Source organism: Kurthia sp. FSL E2-0154 (genome assembly GCF_038003625.1).
Classification (GTDB): domain Bacteria; phylum Bacillota; class Bacilli; order Bacillales_A; family Planococcaceae; genus Kurthia; species Kurthia gibsonii.
Genome location: NZ_JBBOPO010000001.1, coordinates 15781 through 40164 on the forward strand (window position 1 = coordinate 15781; position 24384 = coordinate 40164).

A 24384-nucleotide genomic window follows, 5' to 3' on the forward strand; every position below is an offset into this window, starting at 1 on the left:
TTCGATTGTCGAGATTCCCTTTCGCATATGAAAAAGTCCCTTTCAAAAGTTGAGATTCCCTTTCGCATATGAAAAAGTCCCTTTCAAAAGTCGAAATTCCCTTTCGCATGTGAAAAAGTCCCTTTCAAAAGTCGAAATTCCCTTTCGCATATGAAAAAGTCCCTTTCAAAAGTCGAAATTCCCTTTCGCGTGTGAAAAAGTCCCTTTCAAAAGTTGAAATTCCCTTTCGCGTGTGAAAAAGTCCCTTTCAAAAGTTGAAATTCCCTTTCGCGTATGAAAAAGTCCCTTTCAAAAGTCGAGATTCCCTTTCGCGTATGAAAAAGTCCCTTTCAAAAGTCGAGATTCCCTTTCGCGTGTGAAAAAGTCCCTTTCAAAAGTCGAAATTCCCTTTCGCATATGAAAAAGTCCCTTTCAAAAGTCGAGATTCCCTTTCGCATGTGAAAAAGTCCCTTTCAAAAGTTGAGAATCCCTTTCGCATATGAAAAAGTCCCTTTGATACTATGTCAAGAAAATGGACAGAGGAAATTGAGATTTCGCTCTGAATCTATCGCGCTATCGCTTGCTCGCCTCACAAATAATTTAAGGGGCGTAACCCTTAAATTATTTGTGAGGTTAAAAGGGGTAGATTATATGACTCTAGCTTTCTGTAAAACTTCGAAATATTGCTTTTCGTATGCAACTGGCGACATATAATTTGTATATGAGTGGATCCGTTTGTAGTTATAGAAACTAACGATGTATTCAATGATACTTTTCTTGGCTTGATCTCTCGTTTTATACTTTTCGTGAAAAACTAGTTCTCGTTTGATCACGCTATGAAACGACTCAATACATGCATTATCGTAACAGTTTCCTTTTCTGCTCATGCTTGTGATGATTCCGTTAGTTCGTAATACTTGTTGGTATTCCTTCGATGCATACTGGCTCCCACGATCAGAGTGATGAATAAGTCCAGAAGTTGGAGATTGAGCTCTAATTGCCCGTTTTAAGGCAAGAATCACTAACTCTTTTGTCATCCTCGCATCCATCGCCCATCCGATAATTCTCCTTGAAAACAGCTCCATAATTGTCGCTAGATACAACCATCCTTCACTTGTCCATATATACGTAATATCCGCTACCCATACTTTCCCAGGTCGGTCTACTTTGAATTGCTGGTCTAATAGATTCGAATAGATTGGTAGATTATGTTTTGAATTCGTCGTCGCTTTGTATTTTTTCACTGTTTTTGAACGTATTCCTTCATTTTTCATAATTCTCGATACTGTTTTTTGTGATACATGGACTCCTTCCGAATTCAATTGTTTTGTGATTTTAGGACTACCATAATTTCTTCTGGAATCTAAATACACTCGTTTTATTTGGCTTGTTAACTTTTCTTTACGCTCTTTTTGCTTACTTTTTGGGCGGTTCAGCCACTCATAGTAACCACTTCTTGAAACACCTAATACTTCGCACATCTTTGCCACACGGTATTCGTGTCGGTGCTGTTGAATAAAGTCATAAATTACTTCTGGTCTTTTGCAAAGATGCTCATAGCCTTTTTTAAGATGGCATTTTCCTCTTCTAGATCACGGATTCTTTTTTGTAACTCTTTATTTGCCTTGTCCTCTGGTTTTAAATTTCCGCTACCAACAAAAGCAGCTTCTCCATCTTTACCAAATTTTCTAACCCAGTTGTGTAACGTTTGTTCCGCAAGGTCTAGCTCACGTGCAACTTCCGCAACTCTCTTGCCACTTTCAACTAACTGTACTGCCTCTAATTTGAATTCTTTGTCGTAACTTTTTCGATTGGTCATTTTAGACACTCCTAGTAAATTATTGAGACTATTATACTTTATAAACTCCCAATTTACTGTGTCCATAATTTAGACTATCATCAAGATTCCCTTTCGCATGTGAAAAAGTCCCTTTCAAGAGTCGAGATTCCCTTTTATGAAATTAGTATTCCATTTTATAAAAAAACGAGGCTGGGACAAAACCCTAGCTAAAAGCAAGAGAGCTTCGGCACATGAAAATGCCGAAGCTCTTTTTGGTCTGTCTGCGGATGTTCGTTTTGGGCGATGCTTTTCGCGGGCACGGCTTCATCTCATGTTGGCGATGCATCGCCAACATGGATATTCCGCTCGTGCTGTTCCCGCAGAAGTCACGCCCTCACGCCCATCTAAAACAAAAAATAGGATACAAAAAAAGAGCCTTTCCTGTTAAAATTTAAGTATCTTACCACAAAAATAATAAAAGGAAGTGCTCTTTATGTATAAAAACTATAACATGAATCAAGTGATTTTACCATTAGATTTTGAAATGAAACTAGCTGAAAAAGATATTGCTTTTTCGATCCATCATTTAGTCGAAAGTATTCCAGAAGAAGCTTTCGCTCCTTTCTACAAAGCGACAGGTTGTCCTTCTTATCACCCTAAAATGATGTTGAAAATTATTTTATGTGGTTATACACAATCTATTTTTTCAGGTCGCCGGATGGAAGATTTAACAAAAGATAGTGTACGTATGATGTGGTTAGCACAAGGTTACGAACCAAGCTATCGTACGATTAATCGTTTTCGCGTTCATCCACAGATGCAAGAACTTCTAAAACAATGCTTTATCCAATTCCGGTGTCGATTAATTGAAGAAAAATGCATTGACCAACAAGCAATCTTCATTGATGGTACAAAAATTGAAGCGAATGCCAATAAGTTCACTTTTGTATGGAAGAAGTCGGTTGAAAACTATCAAGCTAGTATGATTGAAAAGTCTAATGCCTTATACGAGCAACTCGTAGAAGAACGTATTTTGCCTGCCATTCAAAAGGAACAAAAAGAGGCTTTATCTGAAGAAGAGCTAGAACAAGTCGCTTCGACATTAGAAGAAGTGATTGATGATTATACAGAAAAGCTGGAAGCTTCCTCTGATTCAAGTGAACGAAAACAATTACGCGCAGCACGTAAAACACCGAAACAATATTTAAAACAAGTGAAAGATTGGATTGTCCGAAAAAGACAATATCGCCTTCATTTACAACAGATGGGTACACGAAATAGTTATTCAAAAACCGATGTCGACGCGACATTTATGCGCATGAAAGACGATTATATGAAGAATGGACAACTGAAACCCGGTTACAATGTTCAAATCGCAACAGAAAACCAATATGTCCTTGCTTATGAGGTGTATCCGAATCCAACAGATACGAAAACACTCGTGCCCTTTTTACAAGATATTCAAGCTCATTATTTTGAATTACCTGAACATATTGTCGCCGATGCAGGTTATGGTAGTGAACCGAACTATCAATACGTGGTAGAAACACTCCAACGTAAAGCATTAATTACATATGGTATGTATCGCAAAGAACAGCAACGAAAATATCTTAAAGATCCTTTTAAAACAAGCAATTGGGCATATAACGCAACGACAGATTGTTATACGTGCCCGAATGGACAATTAGTAACGTATCAATACGACTCAACACGTACGGACAAAACAGGATTTACACGTCATTTTAAAATATATACATGTGAAGACTGTTCAGGATGCCCTTTCCGTTCATCTTGTACAAAAGCACGTGAAGGAAACAATCGAAGATTAGCCATCAATACGCATTGGGAAGAACAAAAGAAAATGATTCAAGCGACGCTTTCAGAAGCAAAAACAGGCGCCATTTATCGAAAACGAAAAATCGATGTGGAACCAGTTTTTGGATTTTTGAAGGCGAATTTAGGTTTCACTCGATTTTCACTTCGTGGAAAATCGAAGGTCCGAAATGAAATCGGACTTGCCTTAATGGCAACCAACCTAAGAAAGTATGCGATGAGAGGGTAAAACCCTCCCATCACTTATGAAAAAAATCACACAAAAAAGGAGATTGCCTGCGCAATCTCCTTTTTTGTGTGACTGAGAGCTATTTATGTCCCAGCCTCGTTCTTACTATATTTAAGGTTGAAGGTGCGGACGTGTCATCATGTCGGAACGGAATCGTGCTAACAGTTCGTCACCTGTTAAACCTTCTTCGACTAATTTATCGAGTAGTTGCTCGGCATATTGGCGACGATGTGTTTTGAGTGTTCCTTTCATGAGAATGGATACTTTATTTTCAAAGTATTTAATACCTTGAACAAGTACACAAAATCCTGCAGGTTCATTATCAGGATATGAAATAACCGCACGTACCTCAATCACTTCGTCTGTATCTATAAGCGGTAGAAAATCTTCTGCATATTTGTGATCAACGTACATCTCGAGAATCCAAGTACGATGGCTATTTTCTTGGTTGATGATAATACCATCAATGAGTGGATAGGAAATAAATGTGTCTTCTTTAAAGCGTTCAATTGACAGCATTTTGAATGTTTTCAGATGAACCACCTACCTTTTTTTAATGTTATAAGTATAACATATGAAAACATGCCGTATTCATAACTTGCATGTAATAATTGCTCGATTCGTGTCTATTTTTTGAAAATATTATGTTGAACCATATAGGAAATACGAAAACGCCATTTTGCGTAAAATCTCGGCATCCTTTAGTATAGCGGTAATAGAAGGGGGGTGAAACATTGAATAACGTTTCAATTGTTGGGAGATTAACGAAAGCACCAGAAGTAAGGACAGTAGCAGACGGTAAAAGTGTCGGGCGTTTTACACTTGCGGTCAATCGGAATTTTAAAAATCAGCAAGGAGAGAACGACGTCGATTTTATTCTTTGTACAGCATGGGGGAAGTTAGCTGAACACATGGTGAAATATTGTGGCAAAGGATCACAAGTCGGGGTAATCGGACGATTGCAGTCACGTAATTACACGAATGATGAAGGAAAGAGAATTTATATTACAGATGTGCTAGCTTTAGAAGTGCGATTTTTACAATTGAAAAATCCAGAACCAACTGTAAAAGTAGAAGATTTTCAATTACCAGCTGCTTTTACAGCGCAACAACCAATGCAATAAGTGAGGGCTCTATGAGGGAGTATGTAGGCGAAAGAGAGAGCTGGGGGGCTCTTTCTTTCCATTTATACATAAGAAAAGAAGGAACCACATCTTCATGCGATTCCTTCTCTCTATTTAAAATGAAAAACTTAGTAAATCTTTAATTTGCGCATCATCAAGTTCTGTAATCCATTGACTTGATTGGATGAGTTCTTCCGATAAAGCTTGTTTTTCTGTTAATAAGGCATCAATTTTTTCTTCAATCGTACCTGTTGTAATAAATTTATGCACATGGACAAATTGTGTCTGTCCAATACGATATGCGCGGTCTGTTGCTTGATTTTCGACTGCTGGATTCCACCAACGGTCTGCATGTAATACATGATTCGCAGCAGTTAAGTTTAACCCTGTACCGCCAGCTTTTAACGACAGAATGAAAATCGGGAATTCACCTTTTTGGAATGATTCAACGAAATAATCGCGCTGTTGTTTCGGCATACTTCCTGTTAAGAATGGTACATCCACGTCGTATAATTCCGAGAAGCAGTGCTGCAGTAAATGGCCCATCCCAATATACTGTGTGAAAATCAGACATTGTTCACCGTTATCAATAATTTCAGCACCTTTTGACACGATATGTTTCAACTTTTCAGAGCGTTTTATCATCGTAGGTGCTTCATCGAATGCCTCTTTTAAATATAATGCAGGATGGTTACATAACTGCTTTAATTTATTCAGCATTTTCAAAATTAACCCTTTACGTTCAAAACCACTCAATGTCTCAATTTTATGCAATGTCTCTTGAATAAAGCTCTCGTATAATACTGCCTGTTCTTCCGTCAAAGCACAGTATTCACGCTGCTCTAGCTTCTCTGGTAAATTTAGCTGAAGTGCAGGGTCTTGTTTTGTACGACGCAGTAGGAATGGTTGAATCTTTTTGCGAAGCCTTTCTTTGACATCATTTGAGTCATCGCGCTCAATCGGTGCAATAAACGACTCTTGGAATCGAGAGAAGCTGCCCAAGTAACCGCGATAGATGAAATCAAAAATCGCCCATAGTTCAGATAGACGATTCTCAACAGGTGTTCCTGTTAAGGCGATATGATGTGAGCCATTCAAACGACGAATCGCTTTCGATTGCTTCGTATTCATATTTTTAATATTTTGCGCCTCATCCAGCGTGATATTCGTAAAATGAAGCAGTGATAGTTCCTCAATATCCTGTGTTACCGTACCATACGTTGTTAAGATGATTTGGATTCCATTGTCTTGTAAGTAATCTGTAAATTGCTCACCTTTTAAACGTTTCGCACCGTAGTGTAAATACGTCGTCAGTGAAGGCGCAAATCGCTCAATCTCTTTTTGCCAGTTTCCAAGTACGGAAGTCGGACAAATAATAATCGTCGGCTCTGGTGGTTGCTCTTCTTCATAGACGCGCAGTAGATAAGAGATTAACTGAATCGTTTTACCAAGTCCCATGTCATCTGCAAGTACAGCCCCAAAGCCTTGTTCACGCATGAATGATAACCAGTTGTAACCTTCTTGTTGATAAGGGCGCAATGTCGCTTGTAGAGAAGGGGATACCGTTAAATCAGGAAGTCCTTTTTTCTCCATCATTTTCTGCACGTAATCCTTTAAAGATGCTTGGAGCTCAAGTTGCAACATCGGATCATCGCGGTCGTCATCATCATCCAGTTCTAGTGGGATATCGAGTGAACTGGATAACTCTTGGAATAATAAATCTTTCACCGTCCAGTTTTCTGTTTCGGTCTGGCTCATTAATCGCTGAATTTCTTGCATCCATGCTGCATCTACACGCACCCATTCGGTACCTGCACGAATAAATTCACGCTGGTCTTCTACCATACGTTTGAATTCGTCCATCGGAATATCGTGACCATTCAATGAGACCTTCCAATCGAATGTTAGAATCTCTTGCAGCCCAGCAGCAGATTTGAAGTTCGATGAAGTACTTGCATTGGCACGTACTTTGAACTTAGACTCTTTTAATTCTTTCAACCATGCAGGTAAGACAATTTCAAAACCAAGTGCTTGTAAACGAACGAAGTCACCACGTAAAAATTGGCGCACATCCGTATCCGTTAAATTCACACATAGGAATGGCTCATCTGGAATTCCTACCATATAAGGTTGGTCACCTAAAAGATGCATCATTTGCTGTTGTAGTTGATGAATCGAAGCAGCATAATCCGCCCACTTTGCTGGTAAGACATGTTCAATTTTCAAGTGTCTTTTACGTACAGGAGGTGTCCAATAGGTCGTTTTCGTTGTCGGACGAAGAACCGTTTCAAGTTGCCACAGTTGTTCGCCTTCCTCTGGTTCACGTAATCGAAGTCCAATCATGACTTCATCATCAATTTGTTTTTCGCGAATTGGCCAACCGCCATTACGGAAAAATGGTACAAGTGCAGGTAAGTCGTCTTCTGTTAAAGCAGCTTCTGTGAGTGTCATCTGAAGTGCTTGCATGAGTAAATCTTTTGCATCTTGTGAGATAGGAAGGTGGAATGATACTTGCTCATCTATTTCAACATGTTGCCATAAGTCTTTTTTAAACCAGTAATCAGCGGCTTCTTGTACTGTTTTGAGAAATTGCTCGTCCTGTTCATTTAATCCCTTATACTGAACAAATGGATGACGATAATAAGGCGAAAATAATTCAATTAATTCAAGCGTCGTTAAAAAGACTTGTTCATTTTTAGTTGTAATCGCTAAGCCGAAAAAGCTTTTTTCATGTTTATAGTAAAGTTGTGTCACCCATTCTTCTAAGCGAAGCGGGCGACCAACATTTGCATCATATCCTGTAAGATGAAACTGTCCATTCGGTAATATATCAATAGAAAGGCCGATTGTTTTTGTAAAAGCTGTTGTTGTCATAGCATCAGATTTCCTTTCTCAATTTCTTCTTGCAATGCACGCATACGCTTATAATTTTGGCGAACGGTTGTGACATATTGATTCCAAAATTCATGTTTTCCACTTTTCTTCGCGACTGCCTTCATTTTTTTCATAAGGCGAACAGCAGACTTATAGTGTTGACGTGATTTTTGATTAATCTCTTCCATAATTAATGAGTGGTAGAGTGATAAAAGAACCGATGGACGTTCTTCTACAACCGTCTTCAAACCACAAATCTCTAAAAAAGCGAGAGAAGTTGGATAGAGTTGGTGTAGCGCAGACCAATCATCGAAGCGCTTCTTTCGAATTAAAAACTGAGAATAAGGCTGCAAACCATATTTTCCATACGCTGCAAATAGTGTCTCTTCTAATTCTTCCGATAGCTCTACACCTTGTCTTTCTTCATCAAAATGTTTAACGAAAGACATGCGATGAGGTGGCGCAAGATATTCCTGAATAAATGTACCCATAAATGGAATGGTTGTTTCGATAATTTTTTTGCGAACAGCTTCTTGTTGATTCAAACCAGCTGTTCGAGCTAATTCAATCCATGATAGTAAATCTTTTGCTTCAATTTCATCTAAATAGGGTTGAAGTGCTTCTGTTTGGTCGAGCATTACTAAAAAGATGGATTTCATATATGGAATAGATAGGTCATCTTCATATTGACGAGCAGTTGATAACTTTTCAAGTTCAACTTCACGATCTCTTTTATTCGTAAAAATATGATTCCATATTAATAGGTAGATTTCGATGCGATTTTCGACATACCCACCTTGATTTAATAGGAAGTAATGACTCATCTCTTTTAGTGAATTATAGAAAGGATCAAATGCAAACAGACGTGATTTTTTCGACATAGCCAACACGTTCACTTCAAGACGTTCAATTTCATCTTGAATAAAGCGACGATAAAAACTTTGTGCCGCTTCCGTATTAGCAAGTGATAGATGTTTCCACGTATGCGATAGTAATGCAACATGTGTAAATACATCAAAAAGTGGCTGCCATTCACGTTCTAGTGGTCGCTGTTTGCGAATTTGCTCCATCATATCATTAAAAATACCATCTAGCAGATAGGGATTCATCTGTTGTTGATGATATAAGTTTCTTTTATAAACATTTTGTACAAAACGCAACCAATTTTCAGGCGTTCGTTCTTCTTTAAATAAGGTCATTTGTTCCTGTTGTGCACGAGAACGGAATTGCTCCAACCAATTTGATAAAGAGTCAATGTATTGGTAGAGGGCAAAAAGCGCCGCAACACGATGGCGGCATAGGCTTTCTTTCATAGCGCATGAGCAGTTAAGTGAATGGTCTTTCAAATTTAATGTTACCGTAGCGAGACTTGCATCTTGGACTACAAAAAGGGCTTTATGCAATTTGTAATCATAATCAATGATTTTGACGTAGTTATGACGTACAAGAAAAGCTGCACGGCGCACTAATTCTTCCGACTCTTGTTTTGTAGGGGGCAACATTTTTGAAATTTGCCCCATATACTTTCGAATTATATCTTCTTCTGCTTTTGCAATTTCTGCAATATTCATGTTCATTCATCATCCGCTCCCGAAAAAAATCGTTCTTTCTATTATATCGCTTTTAAGGACGAACGTGAATGAATAAAGAAAAAAACTTTATGTATTTAAAAGTGTTGTTGTAACAACTGTCACAGTTGATTCCCATAATAAGGTTGGTTTGTTTCAAAAAGAATGGTGGTAAAGTTCTACGCAAAGACATTAATATTCAGACATCTTAAATTTTATTACAGGAGGGGTGAATATGTTAAAAATCAGAAGAATTGAACCTTTCTACACTAAGAGAGATGGCGACCATTTAAAACTCGTATTTGCGTATCAATACTTTTCGATTTTAAAAGATGATGAGCTATTCCATTTCATACCTGTTGAAGGAAAAGAAATCATCATCAATCTACAAACATTGCAAATCGAAAACTTATCCGATGTCTTTGTATTCCAAAAAAGCAGTCGTTTTATTCGTTTACCGCTATATCAACTACTACTTGTATCAAACATTCATGATCATCTGCAAAAGATTCTAGAAGACTTAGAACTAAGCACTGAAACTAAAAGAGCTCAAAATAATATCAATGAAGAAACAGCTCAACTTGTAAATGAAATGGAAGATATGAATAGATTACGGATGATTGATTATGCTTTAGATCATAAGGATCAACAAATGTTTGAACAGCTAATGGATGATGACAATGGAACCTAATATAATCAAGGTAAAACGACAATTTAGAAGACAAGGGAGTGACTCAATTATATGAGAATACTCCTTTTTTTATGCTTGAAAAGGAGGGAGATGGGCCACTCGTTGTTTGATTCGGGACACTCGCTATCTGATTCGGGACATTCACTCCGCCAAATAGGTCACTCGAACGCCCAAACGGGACACTCGCCCCCAAAACCTAAATTGCTCCCTTTCTGCACTTTCTTCAAGGCATTTGAGTAATCAAAGGGGACTTGAATTGACTAGATTTTTGTGAAATCGAACATTCGAGTGGCGAAACGGGCCATTCGCTGAGGCGTTTGGGCCACTCGTTGTTTGATTCGGGTCATTCGCCCGCAAAAACGGGCCATTCACTCCGCCAAATGGAACATTCGAACTCAAAAACGGGCCACTCGCCCCCAAAACCTAAATTGCTCCCTTTCTGCACTTTCTTCAAGGCATTTGAGTAATCAAAGGGGACTTGAATTGACTAGATTTTTGTGAAATCGAACATTCGAGTGGCGAAACGGGCCATTCGCTGAGGCGTTTGGGCCACTCGTTGTTTGATTCGGGCCATTCACTCTGCCAAATGGAACATTCGAACTCAAAAACGGGTCACTCGCCACCGAAGTTAGGCACTTCACTCAAAACCATTCAAAATTCTATGTAGTGCTTGTTGTACGCCGCGCAAGCACTCAATTGGCGAGCCACCATTTCATAAAAAATAGAAAGATTGCGACACATAGAACGACAAGACTAAAAATTAAGGTCACGCGATCATATACATCCGATTTCCGTTTTTTACGCTCGTTCATACGATGAATTCACTCCCATCTCGTACTATTTAGTATTTATCCCATATAAATCGGCGTTAAACTTTACAAAAACTGTTTATTTTCCGATAATTGCTATAAGAGTGAGAAGGAGGTGTTTCAAATAATCGGCAAATGGTGTGCGCAAGGGCTATCGATTTGGCGTTCGATGAATACGCAATTCAATGCGGCGAACAAGGCGCTTGAGAGAATTGCGACGGGGTATCGAATCAATCGAGCAGCAGATGATCCAGCAGGACTTGCAATTTCAGAGAAGATGCGCGCGCAAATTAGTGGTTTGAATCAAGCAGGGAAAAATATTCAAAATGGTATGTCTATGCTTCAAACAGCGGAAGGTGCTTTAAACGAAACACACGCCATTCTTCAACGGATGCGAGATTTAGCTGTTCAGTCTGCGAGTGATACGCTGACAGATGACGACCGCGCATTAATTCAAACGGAATATGAGGAACTCAAAAAAGAGATTCAACGTATTTCAAAAGATACACAATTTAATCAAAAGAATTTGATTAATGGAGATTACAAAGATCAGCCTTTTAAAATTCAGGCTGGTGCAAATGCAGGACAGACGATTGATTTGTATTTAGGGGATGCAAGCCTATCTGGGATGGGGCTGCCAGATACGTCGTCCATTGGCACAAGGGAAGATGCGGAAAAAGCGATTTCAGAAGTAGATGATGCGATTAATCAAGTGTCGAAACAGCGTTCTAAGTTGGGTGCGTATATGAATCGCCTAGAACATGCTTATAATGTCACGATGAATACGCATGAAAACTTAGTTTCAGCAGAGTCACGTATTCGAGATGCGGATATTGCAAAAGAGATGATGAATTTCACAAAGGCATCGATTTTACAGCAAGCTGCACAGTATGCGATGGCGATGCACATGCAACAAGGACAATCTATTCTACAATTATTAAAACCAGTACTTATAATGAATAAATAATGAAGTCATATGCATAAAATATTCATTATAAATGTATAATTGGCTATTTTAATAAATTTATATGAATAAATATTAATTTAACATCTAGACAGTTGCATAAAAATGAAATATAATTCATATATAAACAAAATAAATCAAACCAAAGGGGTTTTGAATATGAAAAAATGGTTAATCGCAATGGTGGCAATCGTCATGGTTGTACTTGCAGGATGTGGAGCAAAGGATGATTCATCAAAAGATGGTGGTAGTAACGATGATTCAACAATTTCAAAAGTAGAAAAAGATAAAAAGTTAATCATTGGTACGAATGCAGGTTACTACCCATTCGAAATGATTGATAAAGACGGCAAAATGGTTGGTTACGATATTGATGTAGCAACAGCACTAGCAAAATCAATGGGTGCAACAGTTGAAGTGAAGCAATTCGGCTTTGACGCACTGATCCCAGCTTTACAAACAGGTAAAATTGATATGATTTTTGCAGGTATGACCATTACAAAAGAACGTGAAAATGCTGTAAGCTTTGCGGATGCATATTATGAAACAGGTCAAGGCGTTATGGTGAGAAATGATAGCAAAATTAAAGATTTAAAAGAAGTAGATGAAAAAGGTAAAACAGTCGTTGTTCAAATCGGTACAACAGGTTCAATCGTAGCGAAAAAAGAACTGAAGAATGCGGAAATTAAAGAATACGAAGATTTCCCATCAGCAGCGCTTGCAGTACAACAAGGTCAAGCAGATGCACTTGTATATGATGAGCCAGCGATTAAAGTATATGCACTACAAAACGAAGGTAAAGTAAAAGCTTTAGACGGCTTACTTGCAACAGATAAACTAGGAATTGCAATTAAAAAAGGCGATGAGAAAACAGTAAAATACGTGAATGACTTCTTAAAAGAATATTTAGGTTCTAAAGAGGAAGAAGAAACGAAGAAAAAATGGTTTGAAGATAGCAACTGGTTAAACCAAGTAGAAAGCCCAAAACAATAATAGAATCGTTCTGATTTTATTAGACAGAGAGAGGGAAACCTCTTTTTTGTCATTTCAAGCGGTATTTAGGAGGAGTATATATGTTTAATAACTACGAGTTCGATTGGAGCGTCATCCCTGATAATATCGACGTCTTCCTCGAAGGGGCTTTACTAACACTAGAAATTTCAGCAATCTCCCTGTTGCTTAGCTTACCAATTGGTATCATCTTCGGTTTTGGTCGTATTTCACGTAATATCGGTGTTCGTTTGATTGCAAGCACGTATGTTGAGATCATGCGTGGTGTACCATTACTTGTACTATTAATGTTCGTGTACTTCGGTCTAGGTGCGATTTTCGGTCTTAGCTCATATTGGAGTGCGATTGTCAGTTTAGCGGTATTTGAAGGGGCATTCTTAGCAGAAATTTTCCGTTCAGGTATTCAATCTGTACCAAAAGGACAGATGGAAGCAGCACGTTCATCGGGTATGTCGAATTTTCAAGCGATGCGTTATATTATTTTACCGCAAGCCATTCGTCGTACATTACCACCAGCAGCGTCTCAATTTATTATGTTAATTAAAGATTCGTCGTTAGTGTCGGTTATTGCAGGTGTTGACTTAACATTAAAAGCGAAAAACCTTGTATCGAGTTCGTTTCGTGCATTGGAGATATGGGCATTCGTTGCGGTGATTTACTTCATCATGACATTCTCATTATCGCTACTTATTCGCTATTTTGAAAAACGCATGTTAAAGAACGAGCAGTAAGAGGAGGCTAACGCAGATGATTTCAATTAAAAATGTTAATAAAAGTTTCGGTACACATCATGTATTAACGGACATCTCATTAGAAGTACCAAAATCCAATGTCATCGCATTGATTGGTCCTTCTGGTGCGGGTAAGTCGACACTCATTCGTACAATTAATGCACTTGAGCCGATTGATTCAGGTGAGATTATTGTAAATGGTATTTCGATTCACGATAAAAAGACGAATATTAATAAAGCGCGTACGAATATCGGTTTCGTATTCCAAAGCTTTAATCTATATCCGTTCTTAAGTGTTTTAGATAATGTAACGATTTCACCAATTAAGGTGAAAAAACAGTCAAAAGAACAAGCTGAAAAGCGAGCAGTCGAATTATTAACGTCACTTGGGCTAGGAGATAAAGTACATGCCTTCCCTGGGCGTTTATCAGGTGGACAACAGCAGCGTGTTGCCATTGCGCGTGCGCTTGCGATGGATCCAGAAGTCATGCTATTTGACGAACCAACATCAGCACTCGATCCAGAGATGGTAAAAGAGGTACTCGATGCGATTCGTAAACTTGCACATGAGGGTATGACGATGGTCGTTGTAACACATGAAATGGGCTTCGCAAAAGAAATTTGTGATGAGATTGTTTTCATGGCAGAAGGAAAAATCGTCGAAGTCGCACCACCGAGCGAATTCTTCTCGAACCCGAAAACAGAACGCGCACAAAACTTCTTAAAAGCAGTATTAAATCATTAATATTTGTAGGGCACGACGTAGATGCGTCGTGCTTTTTTTGTGGAGAACGAATCTGGAGCGAGTGGCCCATTTTCGCCCTCGAATGTCCCGTTTGACCGAGCGAATGTCCCGAATCGAGGTGCGAGTGACCCAACTTCTTCAGCGAGTGACCCAAAATACGGGTCGAATGCTCGAATTCACACTAACATAAACAATTCAAGTCCCTTTGAATTACTCAAAAGCCTTGAAGAAAGTGCGGAGAGAGAGCAACTTAGGTCTTTGGAGCGAGTGGCCCATTTTCGCGCGCGAGTTTGTCCCTTTCAGAGGCGTGGATTCCCTTTCGCGCGCGGATCAGTCCCTTTCGGAGGCGAGGATTCCCTTTCGCGCGCGGATCAGTCCCTTTCGGAGGCGAGGATTCCCTTTCGCGCGCGGATTAGTCCCTTTCGGAGGCGGGAATTCCCTTTCGCGCGCGGATTAGTCCCTTTCGGAGGCGGATTTGTCCCTTTCGGAGGTGGGAATTCCCTTTCGCGCGCGAGTTAGTCCCTTTCGGAGGCGTGGATTCCCTTTCGCGCGCGGATTTGTCCCTTTCGAAGGCGTGGATTTGTCCCTTTCGGAGGCGAGGATTCCCTTTCGCGCGCGGATTAGTCCCTTTCGGAGGCGAGGATTCCCTTTCGCGCGCGGATTAGTCCCTTTCGGAGGCGGGAATTCCCTTTCGCGCGCGAGTTTGTCCCTTTCGGAGGCGCCGATTCCCTTTCGCGCGCGGATCAGTCCCTTTCGAAGGCGTGGATTCCCTTTCGCGCGCGGATCAGTCCCTTTCGAAGGCGTGGATTCCCTTTCGCGCGCGAGTTTGTCCCTTTCGGAGGCGAGGATTCCCTTTCGCGCGCGGATTAGTCCCTTTCGGAGGCGAGGATTCCCTTTCGCGCGCGGATCAGTCCCTTTCGGAGGCGTGGATTCCCTTTCGCGCGCGGATTAGTCCCTTTCGGAGGCGAGGATTCCCTTTCGCGCGCGGATTAGTCCCTTTCAAATGCCAAGATTCCCTTTCGCGCGTGGAATAGTCCCTTTCAGGAGACGAGATTCCCTTTCGCGCGTGGATCATTCCCTTTCGGAGGCGAGATTCCCTTTCGCGCGCGGATCAGTCCCTTTCAGCGAGCAGGATTCCCTTTCGCGCGCGGATTAGTCCCTTTCGAAGGCGGGAATTCCCTTTCGCGCGCGGATTAGTCCCTTTCGGAGGCGAGGATTCCCTTTCGCGCGCGGATTAGTCCCTTTCGGAGGCGGATCAGTCCCTTTCGCACGCGGATCAGTCCCTTTCAGCGAGCGAGATTCCCTTTCACGCGCGGATCAGTCCCTTTCGGAGGCGAGGATTCCCTTTCGCGCGCGGATTAGTCCCTTTCGGAGGCGAGGATTCCCTTTCGCGCGCGGATTAGTCCCTTTCGGAGGCGAGGATTCCCTTTCGCGCGTGGATTAGTCCCTTTCGAGAGTGGATCAGTCCCTTTCGCACGCGGATCAGTCCCTTTCAACAAAATTCGACACCCATGCATCCACGCACCTAATATTAAATCTATGTAAAAATCACCTAAAAAATAACAAAAAAGCATGATGTTAACGTATGATATTTATAAAGAAAAGGCGTATAATATGGCTACTAATAAATGTATATTTGAAAGAAGGATTTTACCCATGGCGTTAGATATGAATTCACGCATTACCAACTTAGAAATTTCAGGCATTCGTCGTTTTGCCAATCAATTAGCAAATTATCCAGAAGCACTCAATTTGACGATTGGTCAACCCGATTTTCATGCTCCAGAGGCAGTAAAAGAAGCAGCAGCACAGGCGATTTTGCAAGATCGTACGGGCTATTCAAGCAATGCAGGGTTACTAGAGCTTCGTGAAGTAGTAGCAGCATTTTTCAAAGAGAAGTATCAGTGTTTATATAATCCAAAAACGGAAGTAATGGTGACGAATGGAGCAAGTCAAGCGCTCGATGCCGTATTACGTACGATTTTATTACCTGGTGATGAATTGATTGTGCCAGCACCGATGTATGCAGGTTATGTTCCTGTGATTGAGAGTGTAGGAGCAAAAGTAGTCTATTTAGATACAACAGATACGCATTTTCAGCCATCACTTGAGCGTTTAAAAGCATGTGTGACACCAAAAACAAAAGCGATTTTATTTAACTATCCGACAAATCCGACAGGTGCTACATTAAGTCATGATGTGATGGATGAGATTGTTGACTATTTAAAAGATCAACAGCTTTATATTATTTCAGATGAAATTTATAGTGAAAATACATTTGACCATGCACATCGTTCATTTGGTTCATATCCAGAAATAAAAGATCGTCTTTTCTTAATTCATGGGTTATCAAAATCACATGCGATGACAGGATATCGAATTGGTTTCATCATGGGGCATGAACATCTCATTCAACAGACATTAAAAGTGTCAGCCTTCAACATCTTATGTGCAGCTGTTCCAAGTCAGTATGGAGCTATTGCGGCACTAACAATGGCTAAAGATGCACCAGAAGTGATGAATGTATCCTATCGTCAACGTCGCGACTATGTGTATGAACGATTGATCAAAATGGGAATTGAAGTACAAAAGCCAGAAGGTGCATTTTATATCTTCCCATCGATTCAGCAGTTCGGTATGACATCTGAAGAATTTGCGACACGCTTAATGATTGAAGGTGGCGTGGGCGTTGTGCCGGGTTCTGCGTTTTCAAAATTGGGAGAAGGGTATGTAAGGATTACGTATGCTTATGCGATGGAAACGCTTATTGAAGCGATGAATCGCATGGAACAATTCATTCAAACACTCAAGTAGCCTTGTGCTACATACATAATTGGATGTTCCGAGCATATGAAAACAATGAATAAGGGGTTGTTATAGTGATTTATGCAGGAATTTTAGCAGGCGGTAAAGGGACACGAATGGGGAATGTTCCGATGCCTAAACAATTTTTGTCGTTACAAAATAAACCGATTATTATTCATACAGTTGAAAAATTTGTTCTACATCCACGAATTCAAAAGATTTTTATCGCCGTGCCACGTGATTGGGTACAACATACGCGAGATTTACTAAAAAAGTATGGACTTTCAATCCCACGAATTGAAGTAGTAAGTGGTGGACGTGATCGAAATGATACAATTATGAAAGTTATTGATGCCATTGAAAAAAATGCAGGAATTCAAACAGATGATATTTTAATTACTCACGATGCGGTGCGTCCATTTTTGACGCATCGTATTATTGAGCAAAATATTGAAAAAGGGTTAGAAGTAGGAGCAGTTGATACTGTGATTAGTGCGATTGATACGATTGTTGCATCAGAGGATGGTGAATTTATTTCGAATATTCCGAGACGCGATTTTATGTATCAAGGTCAAACGCCACAAACATTTAATATAGCCGAGTTACGTGAGCTATATCAAGCACTAAGCGATGATGAAAAAGAAATTTTAACCGACGCAGCCAAAATTTTCGTTATGAAAGGGAAGAAAGTGGGAATCGTTAAAGGAGAGACGTTTAATATCAAAGTAACGACACCTTACGATTTAAACGTAGCAAACTCAATTTTGAAAGGGAGTTTGGATAAATAATGATTAATCAAATTTATCGACTCGTATCTGCTAGACAATTTGAGTTAAGTTACAAAGACCGTTCCTTACAAGGCGAGGAAATCATTGTGCGTCCGACACATCTATCCATTTGTGCAGCCGACCAGCGTTATTACACAGGTCGACGTGGCGCAAAAGCGATGCGTCAAAAGTTACCAATGGCGCTAATACATGAAGGGATTGGTGAAGTAGCATATGACCCAAAACACGAAATTCCAGTAGGTACGCGTGTTGTGATGGTGCCGAATACACCAACAGAAGATGATCCTTATGTCGCTGAAAACTATTTACGTTCAAGCCGCTTCCGTTCAAGCGGGTATGATGGCTTTATGCAAGATTATGTCTTTTTAAAGCGTGACCGCATTGTTCCATTACCTGAACATGTTTGCCCAAACGTCGCATCTTTTACAGAATTAGTTACGATTACAACACATGCTCTCAGTCGTTTCGAACAGAAGGCGATTAAGCGTCGTGGACGTTTTGGTGTTTGGGGGGATGGTAACTTAGGTTATATTACTTGTTTGCTTTTAAAGTATATGTATCCAGATTGCCATGTAACGATTTTCGGGAAAACGCAATATAAACTAGATCATTTTACATTTGTGGATGAGGCTATTTTTATTAATGAAATTCCAGAGAATTACGAAATCGATCATGCAATTGAATGTGCAGGTGGTAAAGGAAGTCAGTACGCGATTGATCAAATGATTGATATTATTAAGCCAGAAGGTGCAATTTGCTTACTTGGTGTGAGTGAATTTCCTGTAGAAATTAATACACGTATGGTACTTGAAAAGGGCTTAACGTTGATTGGTAGCAGTCGAAGTGGCTCACTCGATTTTCAACGTACTGTAAATCTGTATAAAAAATATCCGGAAATTCCTGAATATTTATCAACACTTGTAGGTAATGTCACAAGAGTGGAGTCTGTGCAAGATATTACACGCGCTTTTGAAGAAGATTTATCACGATCTTGGGGCAAAAGTGTGATGGAATGGAAGATCTAATATGTCGATAAAATATACTATTTTAAAATGGTATAAACAAATAGTGAATAGTTATTATCAACTCATCACGCTCTTTTCGCCTATTCGAAAAGAGAAAGTGGTGTTCTTTCTCTATAGAGGTTCAAAATTAGAAGGTAATCTACAAATGGTTTTTGAAGAATTAAAAAAACAATTTCCATCAAAAGAAATCTATATTCAAACATCTGCTAAAAAAGTAGGTCTCGCTATTTTAAAAGATTTATGGTTAATACGCGATGCAGAAACCGTATTGATTGATGATTATTTTTTAGCCGGATATCTTGTTACACCGAGAAAAGGTACACGCATTATTCAACTTTGGCATGCTACAGGCGCGTTTAAAAAATTTGGACTTAGCACACGTAATACGCAGTTTGGACCTTCGGAAAAGTATCTTGAAATATTACCCATTCACCAACATTATACCGCTGCTTATGTCTCAACAGATATTTCCGCCAAATATTTTTCCGAAGCTTTTGGTATGTCGCCTACACAAATTTTTGCGATGGGTTCGCCGCGTGCAGAACAGTTAATGTGCCATGTTGCGCCACCGCCTGTTAAATTTTCGCATCAAAAGAAAAATATGACGAAAATTTTAATTGCACCTACGTATCGAGCAGGTAAAGTTCACCAAGAATCATTACTTAGATGGACAGATGAAGTCCAAGAAATAGTGAAGCAATTACCGAAAAATACACTATTTATTATCGTATTACACCCATATGAAAATTCACAGGATTGGACACCTTTAATGAATCACCCACAAATATATGTGGATCTACAATCGAGTGCAAATGCTTGGATGCCACATGTAGATGCTTTTATTACAGATTATTCTTCTGCTATTTTTGAATTTGCTTTATTTGAAAAACCGTTAGCGCACTATATTCCAGACCTAGAGGAATATACAAAAAATAGAGGTTTCTATCGTCCAATCAAAGAAATTACAGATGGTGACTTGTTGCATAGTCGCAAGCAATTAATCGAATGGATTAATCAACGCCACCAGCATGAGTACTTAAATACAGAGCGTATGGTACGCGAAAATATTGGTGATGTATCGGGAGTTACGGAAAAAATTGTTCAACACATCTTTGAACCGAAGTGAGGGAAGTTACATGGCGAAAAAATTGACGTTCAAGCAAAAAGTTGATCGGCGATTTAAAAAAGAAGTCTTTCAGATGCTTTATAAAATGTTTTCATTACTACCAATTAACAAAAATCGCATTTCGATTTTATCAGACAGCCGCAAAACAATGAGTGATAACTTCCAATTCGTTTACGATGAGTTGCAAAGAAAGAAAAATTATAGTTATTACTTTTTATTAAAGCCATCCGTTAAAACACGCAAACGCTATATTGAAATCATTCAATTAGCGTATAATTTGGCACGCTCAAAAGTTATTTTACTCGATGATTTTTATCCAATGATTTATCCATTGAAAATTCGAAAAGGTGCCGATCTAATTCAAATTTGGCATGCGGTAGGTGCTTTTAAAACATTTGGCTTTAGTCGAATTGGTAAACCAGGTGGCCCAAAATCAGATTCGAATGCACATCGCAATTATACAAAGGCGATTGTTAGCTCGAAATACGTAGCTCCTTTCTATGCAGAGGGCTTTGGCATCGATGAATCCTGTGTTGTTGCAACAGGAGTACCAAGAACCGACGTCTTTTTTGACGAATCTTATAAACAGCAAAAAACAAAAGAAGTTTATGAAAAATACCCACAGTTTATTGGGAAGCGCGTAGCTTTATATGCACCGACCTTTAGAGGAAATGGTCAATCAAGTGCTAAGTTTCCAAAAGAACAACTTGATTTAGACCAGATTTATGAAGGACTGGGTGAAGAAGATGTCTTTATTATTAAAATGCATCCATTTGTTAAAAAGAAAATCTCAATTCCAGAAGCATATCGGGATAAAATTTTTGATTTAACAAAATATCCAAATGTTAATAATTTATTATTTATTACAGATGTACTCATTACAGATTATTCATCTGTTTGTTTTGAATATGCTTTATTAAATAAACCGATGATTTTTTATTGTTTTGATTTAGAAGAATATATTTCAGCACGTGATTTTTATATCCCATATGAAGAGTTTACACCTGGAGAGGTCGTTCGAGATACCGAGCAAATGGTGCGTGTACTACAAAATCAATTTAATCATCCACATGTTGACTACAAAGATTTCACAGATAAATTTTTTGATGATTTAGATGGAAAATCAACAGAACGTGTCGCAGATTTAGTTATATCTTGTATGGAACGAAAATAGGAGGGAACAAAATTAATGAAAAGAAAAATTTTTATGGCTGTGAATGATGTCAACATCAATAAAGGCGGTATTAATAGCGTGATGTTTTCACGTACGCATTTATTCGATAATGATAAATATAGTACAGCACTTGTCACATTGGATGATAAAACAAACTATCCTGAAATTGAAAAACAGCTGAAATATGAAGGACGCATTGCAGAAACATCGGAAGTTATTAATATTTTTGAATACTATCGTAATAAATTTACCCGTGGTGAAGTGAATGAAGAAATACGTGCACAGTATGAGCGTAATTTACAACGAGAAGAAGAAGGTTACCATTACCAACTAGATGGTAAAGTAGCACGCTATTTCGATAATGGTCGCTATGTAAAATATAAGCGATGGGATGACGAAGGACGTTTACGCGTTGTCGATTATTTCTCAGAAATACGAGTACGCATTGAACGCGAAATTTATCATATTGACGGTTATTTACTACAAAAAGAAACATATCACCCATCTAACAATAAAGTAACGCAAATTCATTATTATACAAAAGAAGGTTTTTGCTACTTATCACGCTGGTTTAATCATAATACAGGTAAGCCGCAGCGAATTGTATTATTTAGCCCAGATCGCCAAGAAGCAAAAGTATTCCCTTCTAACTTAGAATTTCATGCGAGTTTTTTAGAGGAATTATGTGATTTAGAAGAAGTAAAACCAATCATTATTTGTGATGGACCAGGCACAAGTCCGAAAGTACAACACATTCCAGCTGAGAAAGCGATTCGCATTTATACAATCCATACGAATCATTTATTAGAACCATATACAATCGGTAGTGAAGTAAAACCAGATGTCAAACATGTATTGAATAATAAAGATGAAGATGCACCAATCGTTGTTTTAACAAATCGTCAAAAAATCGATATTGAGACACAATTCTCAGATCGAAAATGGAATATCCATGTTATTTCGAATGTAGCAGAAAGTGAACTACAAGTGACGAAAAAACATCTAAATCGCGTTGTGACAATCAGTCGTTATAACTCAGAAAAGCGTCTTGATTTATTAATCCAAGCATTCAAAAAAACAGTAGAAGTAGTACCAGATGCTGAGTTACATATTTACGGTGATGGTCCACAAAAAGATGCTTTGAAAAAATTAATTGCTGACTTAAAATTACGTAAATCAGTAAAACTACTACCCTATACAAACGATGTTTTCACAAAATTAAGCGAAGGCTTATTCACAGTCATTACATCAATTTACGAAGGACAAAGTTTAGTTATTTTAGAAGCGATGACACAAAAAGTACCAGCAATCAGCTTCAAAGTGAACTACCTTGTACGTGAATTAACAGATGGTACAACAGGAAAAGTTGTACCAAACGGTGACATCGATGCATTGGCAGAAGCGATGACAGACTGGTTATACACACCAGAAAAAGCCCTAGAAGTAGGCGAACATGCATACCAAGTCGTCAATGAAAAATACACACGCGAACGCCAATACCAAGAATGGGACGAACTATTCGAACAAGAAATCGCTAAACAAAACTAATATGTGAAAAAGCGCTCATGAATGTGAGTGCTTTTTGTTTGGGATGAATTTTTGATTATGAAAGGGACAAATCCGCGCGCGAAAGGGAATCGCCGCCGTTGAAAGGGACAAATCCGCGCGCGAAAGGGAAACGGTGCCGTTGAAAGGGACAAATCCACGCGCGAAAGGGAATCTCGGCATTTGAAAGGGACAAATCCGCGCGCGAAAGGGAATCTTGGCATTTGAAAGGGACAAATCCGCGCGCGAAAGGGAAACTGGCTCTCCGAAAGGGACTGATCCACGCGCGAAAGGGAATCGATGCCGCTGAAAGGGACAAATCCGCGCGCGAAAGGGAATCGCCGCCATTGAAAGGGACAAAACCGCGCGCGAAAGGGAATCGCCGCCATTGAAAGGGACAAACTCGCGCGCGAAAGGGAATCGCCGCCTCCGAAAGGGACAAATCCGCGCGCGAAAGGGAATCGCCGCCATTGAAAGGGACAAAACCGCGCGCGAAAGGGAATCTGGCTCTCCGAAAGGGACTATTCCGCGCGCGAAAGGGAAACTGGCTCTCCGAAAGGGACAAATCCGCGCGCGAAAGGGAATCTTGGCATTTGAAAGGGACAAAACCGCGCGCGAAAGGGAATCGCCGCCATTGAAAGGGACTGATCCACGCGCGAAAGGGAATCGATGCCTCCGAAAGGGACAAATCCGCGCGCGAAAGGGAATTCTGCTCCTCGAAAGGGACAAATCCACGCGCGAAAGGGAATCGCCGCCATTGAAAGGGACAAATCCGCGCGCGAAAGGGAATCGATGCCTCCGAAAGGGACAAATCCGCGCGCGAAAGGGAATTCTGCTCCTCGAAAGGGACCAATCCGCGCGCGAAAGGGAATCGGCGCCGTTGAAAGGGACAAATGGTAGCGCGAAAGGGAATCGTCGCCTCCGAAAGGGACAAATCCGCGCGCGAAAGGGAATCTCGCTCTCCGAAAGGGACAAATCCGCGCGCGAAAGGGAATCGGCGCCGTTGAAAGGGACAAATCCGCGCGCGAAAGGGAATCGCCGCCATTGAAAGGGACAAATTCGCGCGCGAAAGGGAATCGCCGCCTCCGAAAGGGACAAATCCGCGCGCGAAAGGGAATCGCCGCCACTCAAAAACAAAAAACCGAAAACTCTCTGCAATCTCAGAGAGTTTTCGGTTTCAATCATTTCAGCGTTGGATTTGTTTTAAGTCTTCTTTAATTTTTGTTGTTGAGATGCCTTCTGTACGTGGTAGGTAGCATACTTCGCAGTAGTCAGATAGGAAGTCGAATTTACCTTCCCAGTCGTGTCCCATTACGAATAAGTCTACATTGTATTTTTGTACATCTTCAATTTTTTGTTCCCAGTTATTTTCAGGAATGACTTTGTCTACATATTTAATCGCTTCCAAAATCATTTTGCGATCTTCGAAACTATAGTAAGCTTTTTTGCCTTTTAGTGCATTGAATTCATCCGACGAAATGGCAACGATTAGGTAGTCGCCCATTTCTTTAGCACGGCGCAGAATGTTGATGTGGCCAGCGTGTAGTAAATCAAACGTGCCATACGTAATAACGGTTTTCATA

The 24384-nt window shown here is 39.8% G+C and carries 19 protein-coding genes; 14 read left to right on the forward strand and 5 right to left on the reverse strand.

Annotated features, from left to right (window positions below):
- Window positions 1–626: 626 nt before the first annotated feature.
- Window positions 627–1798 (reverse strand): IS3 family transposase gene (locus MHB75_RS00095; RefSeq protein ID WP_340995027.1). Its coding sequence is split into 2 segments (ribosomal slippage): window positions 627–1537 and window positions 1537–1798, totalling 1173 coding nucleotides; the frame shifts between segments, so codons are not numbered across the junction.
- Window positions 1799–2010: 212 nt separating this feature from the next.
- Between MHB75_RS00095 and MHB75_RS00100 the strand changes: the two genes are divergently transcribed.
- Together MHB75_RS00100 and MHB75_RS00105 are read left to right on the forward strand one after the other, a co-directional pair.
- Complete coding sequence (locus MHB75_RS00100) at window positions 2011–2214, forward strand: hypothetical protein (protein ID WP_340995029.1); 204 nt, start codon at window positions 2011–2013, stop codon at window positions 2212–2214.
- A 38-nt stretch (window positions 2215–2252) separates the two neighbouring features.
- Window positions 2253–3821, forward strand: a complete 1569-nt coding sequence (locus MHB75_RS00105; protein WP_340995034.1) for an IS1182 family transposase — start codon at window positions 2253–2255, stop codon at window positions 3819–3821.
- A gap of 111 nt (window positions 3822–3932) precedes the next feature.
- On the opposite strand, the gene MHB75_RS00110 is transcribed toward MHB75_RS00105, so the two are convergent.
- Window positions 3933–4340 carry a YwpF family protein gene (locus MHB75_RS00110; protein ID WP_340995036.1) on the reverse strand — a complete coding sequence of 136 codons (408 nt, stop codon included), beginning with the start codon at window positions 4338–4340 and terminating at the stop codon, window positions 3933–3935.
- A 215-nt stretch (window positions 4341–4555) separates the two neighbouring features.
- Between MHB75_RS00110 and MHB75_RS00115 the strand changes: the two genes are divergently transcribed.
- Window positions 4556–4945, forward strand: a complete 390-nt coding sequence (locus MHB75_RS00115) for a single-stranded DNA-binding protein (protein WP_082701481.1) — start codon at window positions 4556–4558, stop codon at window positions 4943–4945.
- A gap of 114 nt (window positions 4946–5059) precedes the next feature.
- Here the strand turns inward: MHB75_RS00115 and MHB75_RS00120 are convergent, their stop codons facing one another.
- Together MHB75_RS00120 and MHB75_RS00125 are read right to left on the reverse strand one after the other, a co-directional pair.
- Complete coding sequence (locus tag MHB75_RS00120) at window positions 5060–7819, reverse strand: DEAD/DEAH box helicase (protein WP_340995040.1); 2760 nt, start codon at window positions 7817–7819, stop codon at window positions 5060–5062.
- Window positions 7816–9396: a hypothetical protein gene (locus tag MHB75_RS00125; RefSeq protein WP_340995042.1), complete on the reverse strand. Its 1581-nt coding sequence runs from the start codon at window positions 9394–9396 to the stop codon at window positions 7816–7818. Before MHB75_RS00125 ends, MHB75_RS00120 begins: the two co-directional genes overlap by 4 nt.
- A 226-nt stretch (window positions 9397–9622) precedes the next feature.
- Between MHB75_RS00125 and MHB75_RS00130 the strand changes: the two genes are divergently transcribed.
- The 11 genes from MHB75_RS00130 (at window position 9623) to MHB75_RS00180 (ending at window position 22804) form a co-directional block, all read left to right on the forward strand.
- The gene (locus MHB75_RS00130) at window positions 9623–10078 is read left to right on the forward strand and encodes a transcriptional regulator (protein ID WP_340995044.1); all 456 of its coding nucleotides are present in this window, start codon (window positions 9623–9625) and stop codon (window positions 10076–10078) included.
- A 933-nt stretch (window positions 10079–11011) separates the two neighbouring features.
- Window positions 11012–11854: a flagellin N-terminal helical domain-containing protein gene (locus tag MHB75_RS00135; protein WP_340998499.1), complete on the forward strand. Its 843-nt coding sequence runs from the start codon at window positions 11012–11014 to the stop codon at window positions 11852–11854.
- Between the two features lie 156 nt (window positions 11855–12010).
- Window positions 12011–12844 (forward strand): transporter substrate-binding domain-containing protein, encoded by an 834-nt coding sequence (locus MHB75_RS00140; RefSeq protein WP_285215825.1) that lies wholly within the window; start codon window positions 12011–12013, stop codon window positions 12842–12844.
- An 80-nt stretch (window positions 12845–12924) separates the two neighbouring features.
- Window positions 12925–13593, forward strand: a complete 669-nt coding sequence (locus MHB75_RS00145) for an amino acid ABC transporter permease (RefSeq protein WP_068455811.1) — start codon at window positions 12925–12927, stop codon at window positions 13591–13593.
- Window positions 13594–13609: 16 nt separating this feature from the next.
- Window positions 13610–14338, forward strand: coding sequence for an amino acid ABC transporter ATP-binding protein (locus MHB75_RS00150; RefSeq protein ID WP_068455808.1), 729 nt, complete (start codon window positions 13610–13612; stop codon window positions 14336–14338).
- Window positions 14339–15994: 1656 nt separating this feature from the next.
- On the forward strand, window positions 15995–17152 hold the full coding sequence (locus tag MHB75_RS00155; protein WP_340995052.1) for an aminotransferase class I/II-fold pyridoxal phosphate-dependent enzyme: 1158 nt from the start codon (window positions 15995–15997) through the stop codon (window positions 17150–17152).
- Between the two features lie 65 nt (window positions 17153–17217).
- Window positions 17218–17931, forward strand: a complete 714-nt coding sequence (locus tag MHB75_RS00160) for an IspD/TarI family cytidylyltransferase (RefSeq protein ID WP_340995054.1) — start codon at window positions 17218–17220, stop codon at window positions 17929–17931.
- Window positions 17931–18956, forward strand: coding sequence for a ribitol-5-phosphate dehydrogenase (locus tag MHB75_RS00165; protein WP_340995057.1), 1026 nt, complete (start codon window positions 17931–17933; stop codon window positions 18954–18956). The genes MHB75_RS00160 and MHB75_RS00165 overlap by 1 nt, the downstream gene beginning before the upstream one ends.
- A gap of 1 nt (window position 18957) precedes the next feature.
- Window positions 18958–20082, forward strand: a complete 1125-nt coding sequence (locus tag MHB75_RS00170) for a CDP-glycerol glycerophosphotransferase family protein (RefSeq protein WP_340995059.1) — start codon at window positions 18958–18960, stop codon at window positions 20080–20082.
- A 10-nt stretch (window positions 20083–20092) separates the two neighbouring features.
- Complete coding sequence (locus MHB75_RS00175; protein ID WP_340995061.1) at window positions 20093–21256, forward strand: CDP-glycerol glycerophosphotransferase family protein; 1164 nt, start codon at window positions 20093–20095, stop codon at window positions 21254–21256.
- Window positions 21257–21271: 15 nt separating this feature from the next.
- Window positions 21272–22804: a glycosyltransferase gene (locus MHB75_RS00180; RefSeq protein ID WP_340995063.1), complete on the forward strand. Its 1533-nt coding sequence runs from the start codon at window positions 21272–21274 to the stop codon at window positions 22802–22804.
- Between the two features lie 1183 nt (window positions 22805–23987).
- Here MHB75_RS00180 and tagD read toward each other — a convergent pair.
- Entirely contained in the window at window positions 23988–24383 is a 396-nt protein-coding gene (tagD, locus tag MHB75_RS00185; RefSeq protein WP_141275061.1) for a glycerol-3-phosphate cytidylyltransferase, read from the reverse strand.
- Window position 24384 lies beyond the last annotated feature (1 nt).

Coding starts and splice junctions, on each gene's coding strand:
- MHB75_RS00110 (WP_340995036.1), bottom strand. CDS start 4,340: ATGCTGTCAATTGAACGCTTTAAAGAAGACACATTTATTTCCTATCCA.
- MHB75_RS00100 (WP_340995029.1), top strand. CDS start 2,011: ATGAAAATGCCGAAGCTCTTTTTGGTCTGTCTGCGGATGTTCGTTTTG.
- MHB75_RS00165 (WP_340995057.1), top strand. CDS start 17,931: ATGATTAATCAAATTTATCGACTCGTATCTGCTAGACAATTTGAGTTA.
- MHB75_RS00150 (WP_068455808.1), top strand. CDS start 13,610: ATGATTTCAATTAAAAATGTTAATAAAAGTTTCGGTACACATCATGTA.
- MHB75_RS00130 (WP_340995044.1), top strand. CDS start 9,623: ATGTTAAAAATCAGAAGAATTGAACCTTTCTACACTAAGAGAGATGGC.
- MHB75_RS00120 (WP_340995040.1), bottom strand. CDS start 7,819: ATGACAACAACAGCTTTTACAAAAACAATCGGCCTTTCTATTGATATA.
- MHB75_RS00155 (WP_340995052.1), top strand. CDS start 15,995: ATGGCGTTAGATATGAATTCACGCATTACCAACTTAGAAATTTCAGGC.
- MHB75_RS00180 (WP_340995063.1), top strand. CDS start 21,272: ATGAAAAGAAAAATTTTTATGGCTGTGAATGATGTCAACATCAATAAA.
- tagD (WP_141275061.1), bottom strand. CDS start 24,383: ATGAAAACCGTTATTACGTATGGCACGTTTGATTTACTACACGCTGGC.
- MHB75_RS00125 (WP_340995042.1), bottom strand. CDS start 9,396: ATGAACATGAATATTGCAGAAATTGCAAAAGCAGAAGAAGATATAATT.
- MHB75_RS00140 (WP_285215825.1), top strand. CDS start 12,011: ATGAAAAAATGGTTAATCGCAATGGTGGCAATCGTCATGGTTGTACTT.
- MHB75_RS00170 (WP_340995059.1), top strand. CDS start 18,958: ATGTCGATAAAATATACTATTTTAAAATGGTATAAACAAATAGTGAAT.
- MHB75_RS00175 (WP_340995061.1), top strand. CDS start 20,093: ATGGCGAAAAAATTGACGTTCAAGCAAAAAGTTGATCGGCGATTTAAA.
- MHB75_RS00145 (WP_068455811.1), top strand. CDS start 12,925: ATGTTTAATAACTACGAGTTCGATTGGAGCGTCATCCCTGATAATATC.
- MHB75_RS00105 (WP_340995034.1), top strand. CDS start 2,253: ATGTATAAAAACTATAACATGAATCAAGTGATTTTACCATTAGATTTT.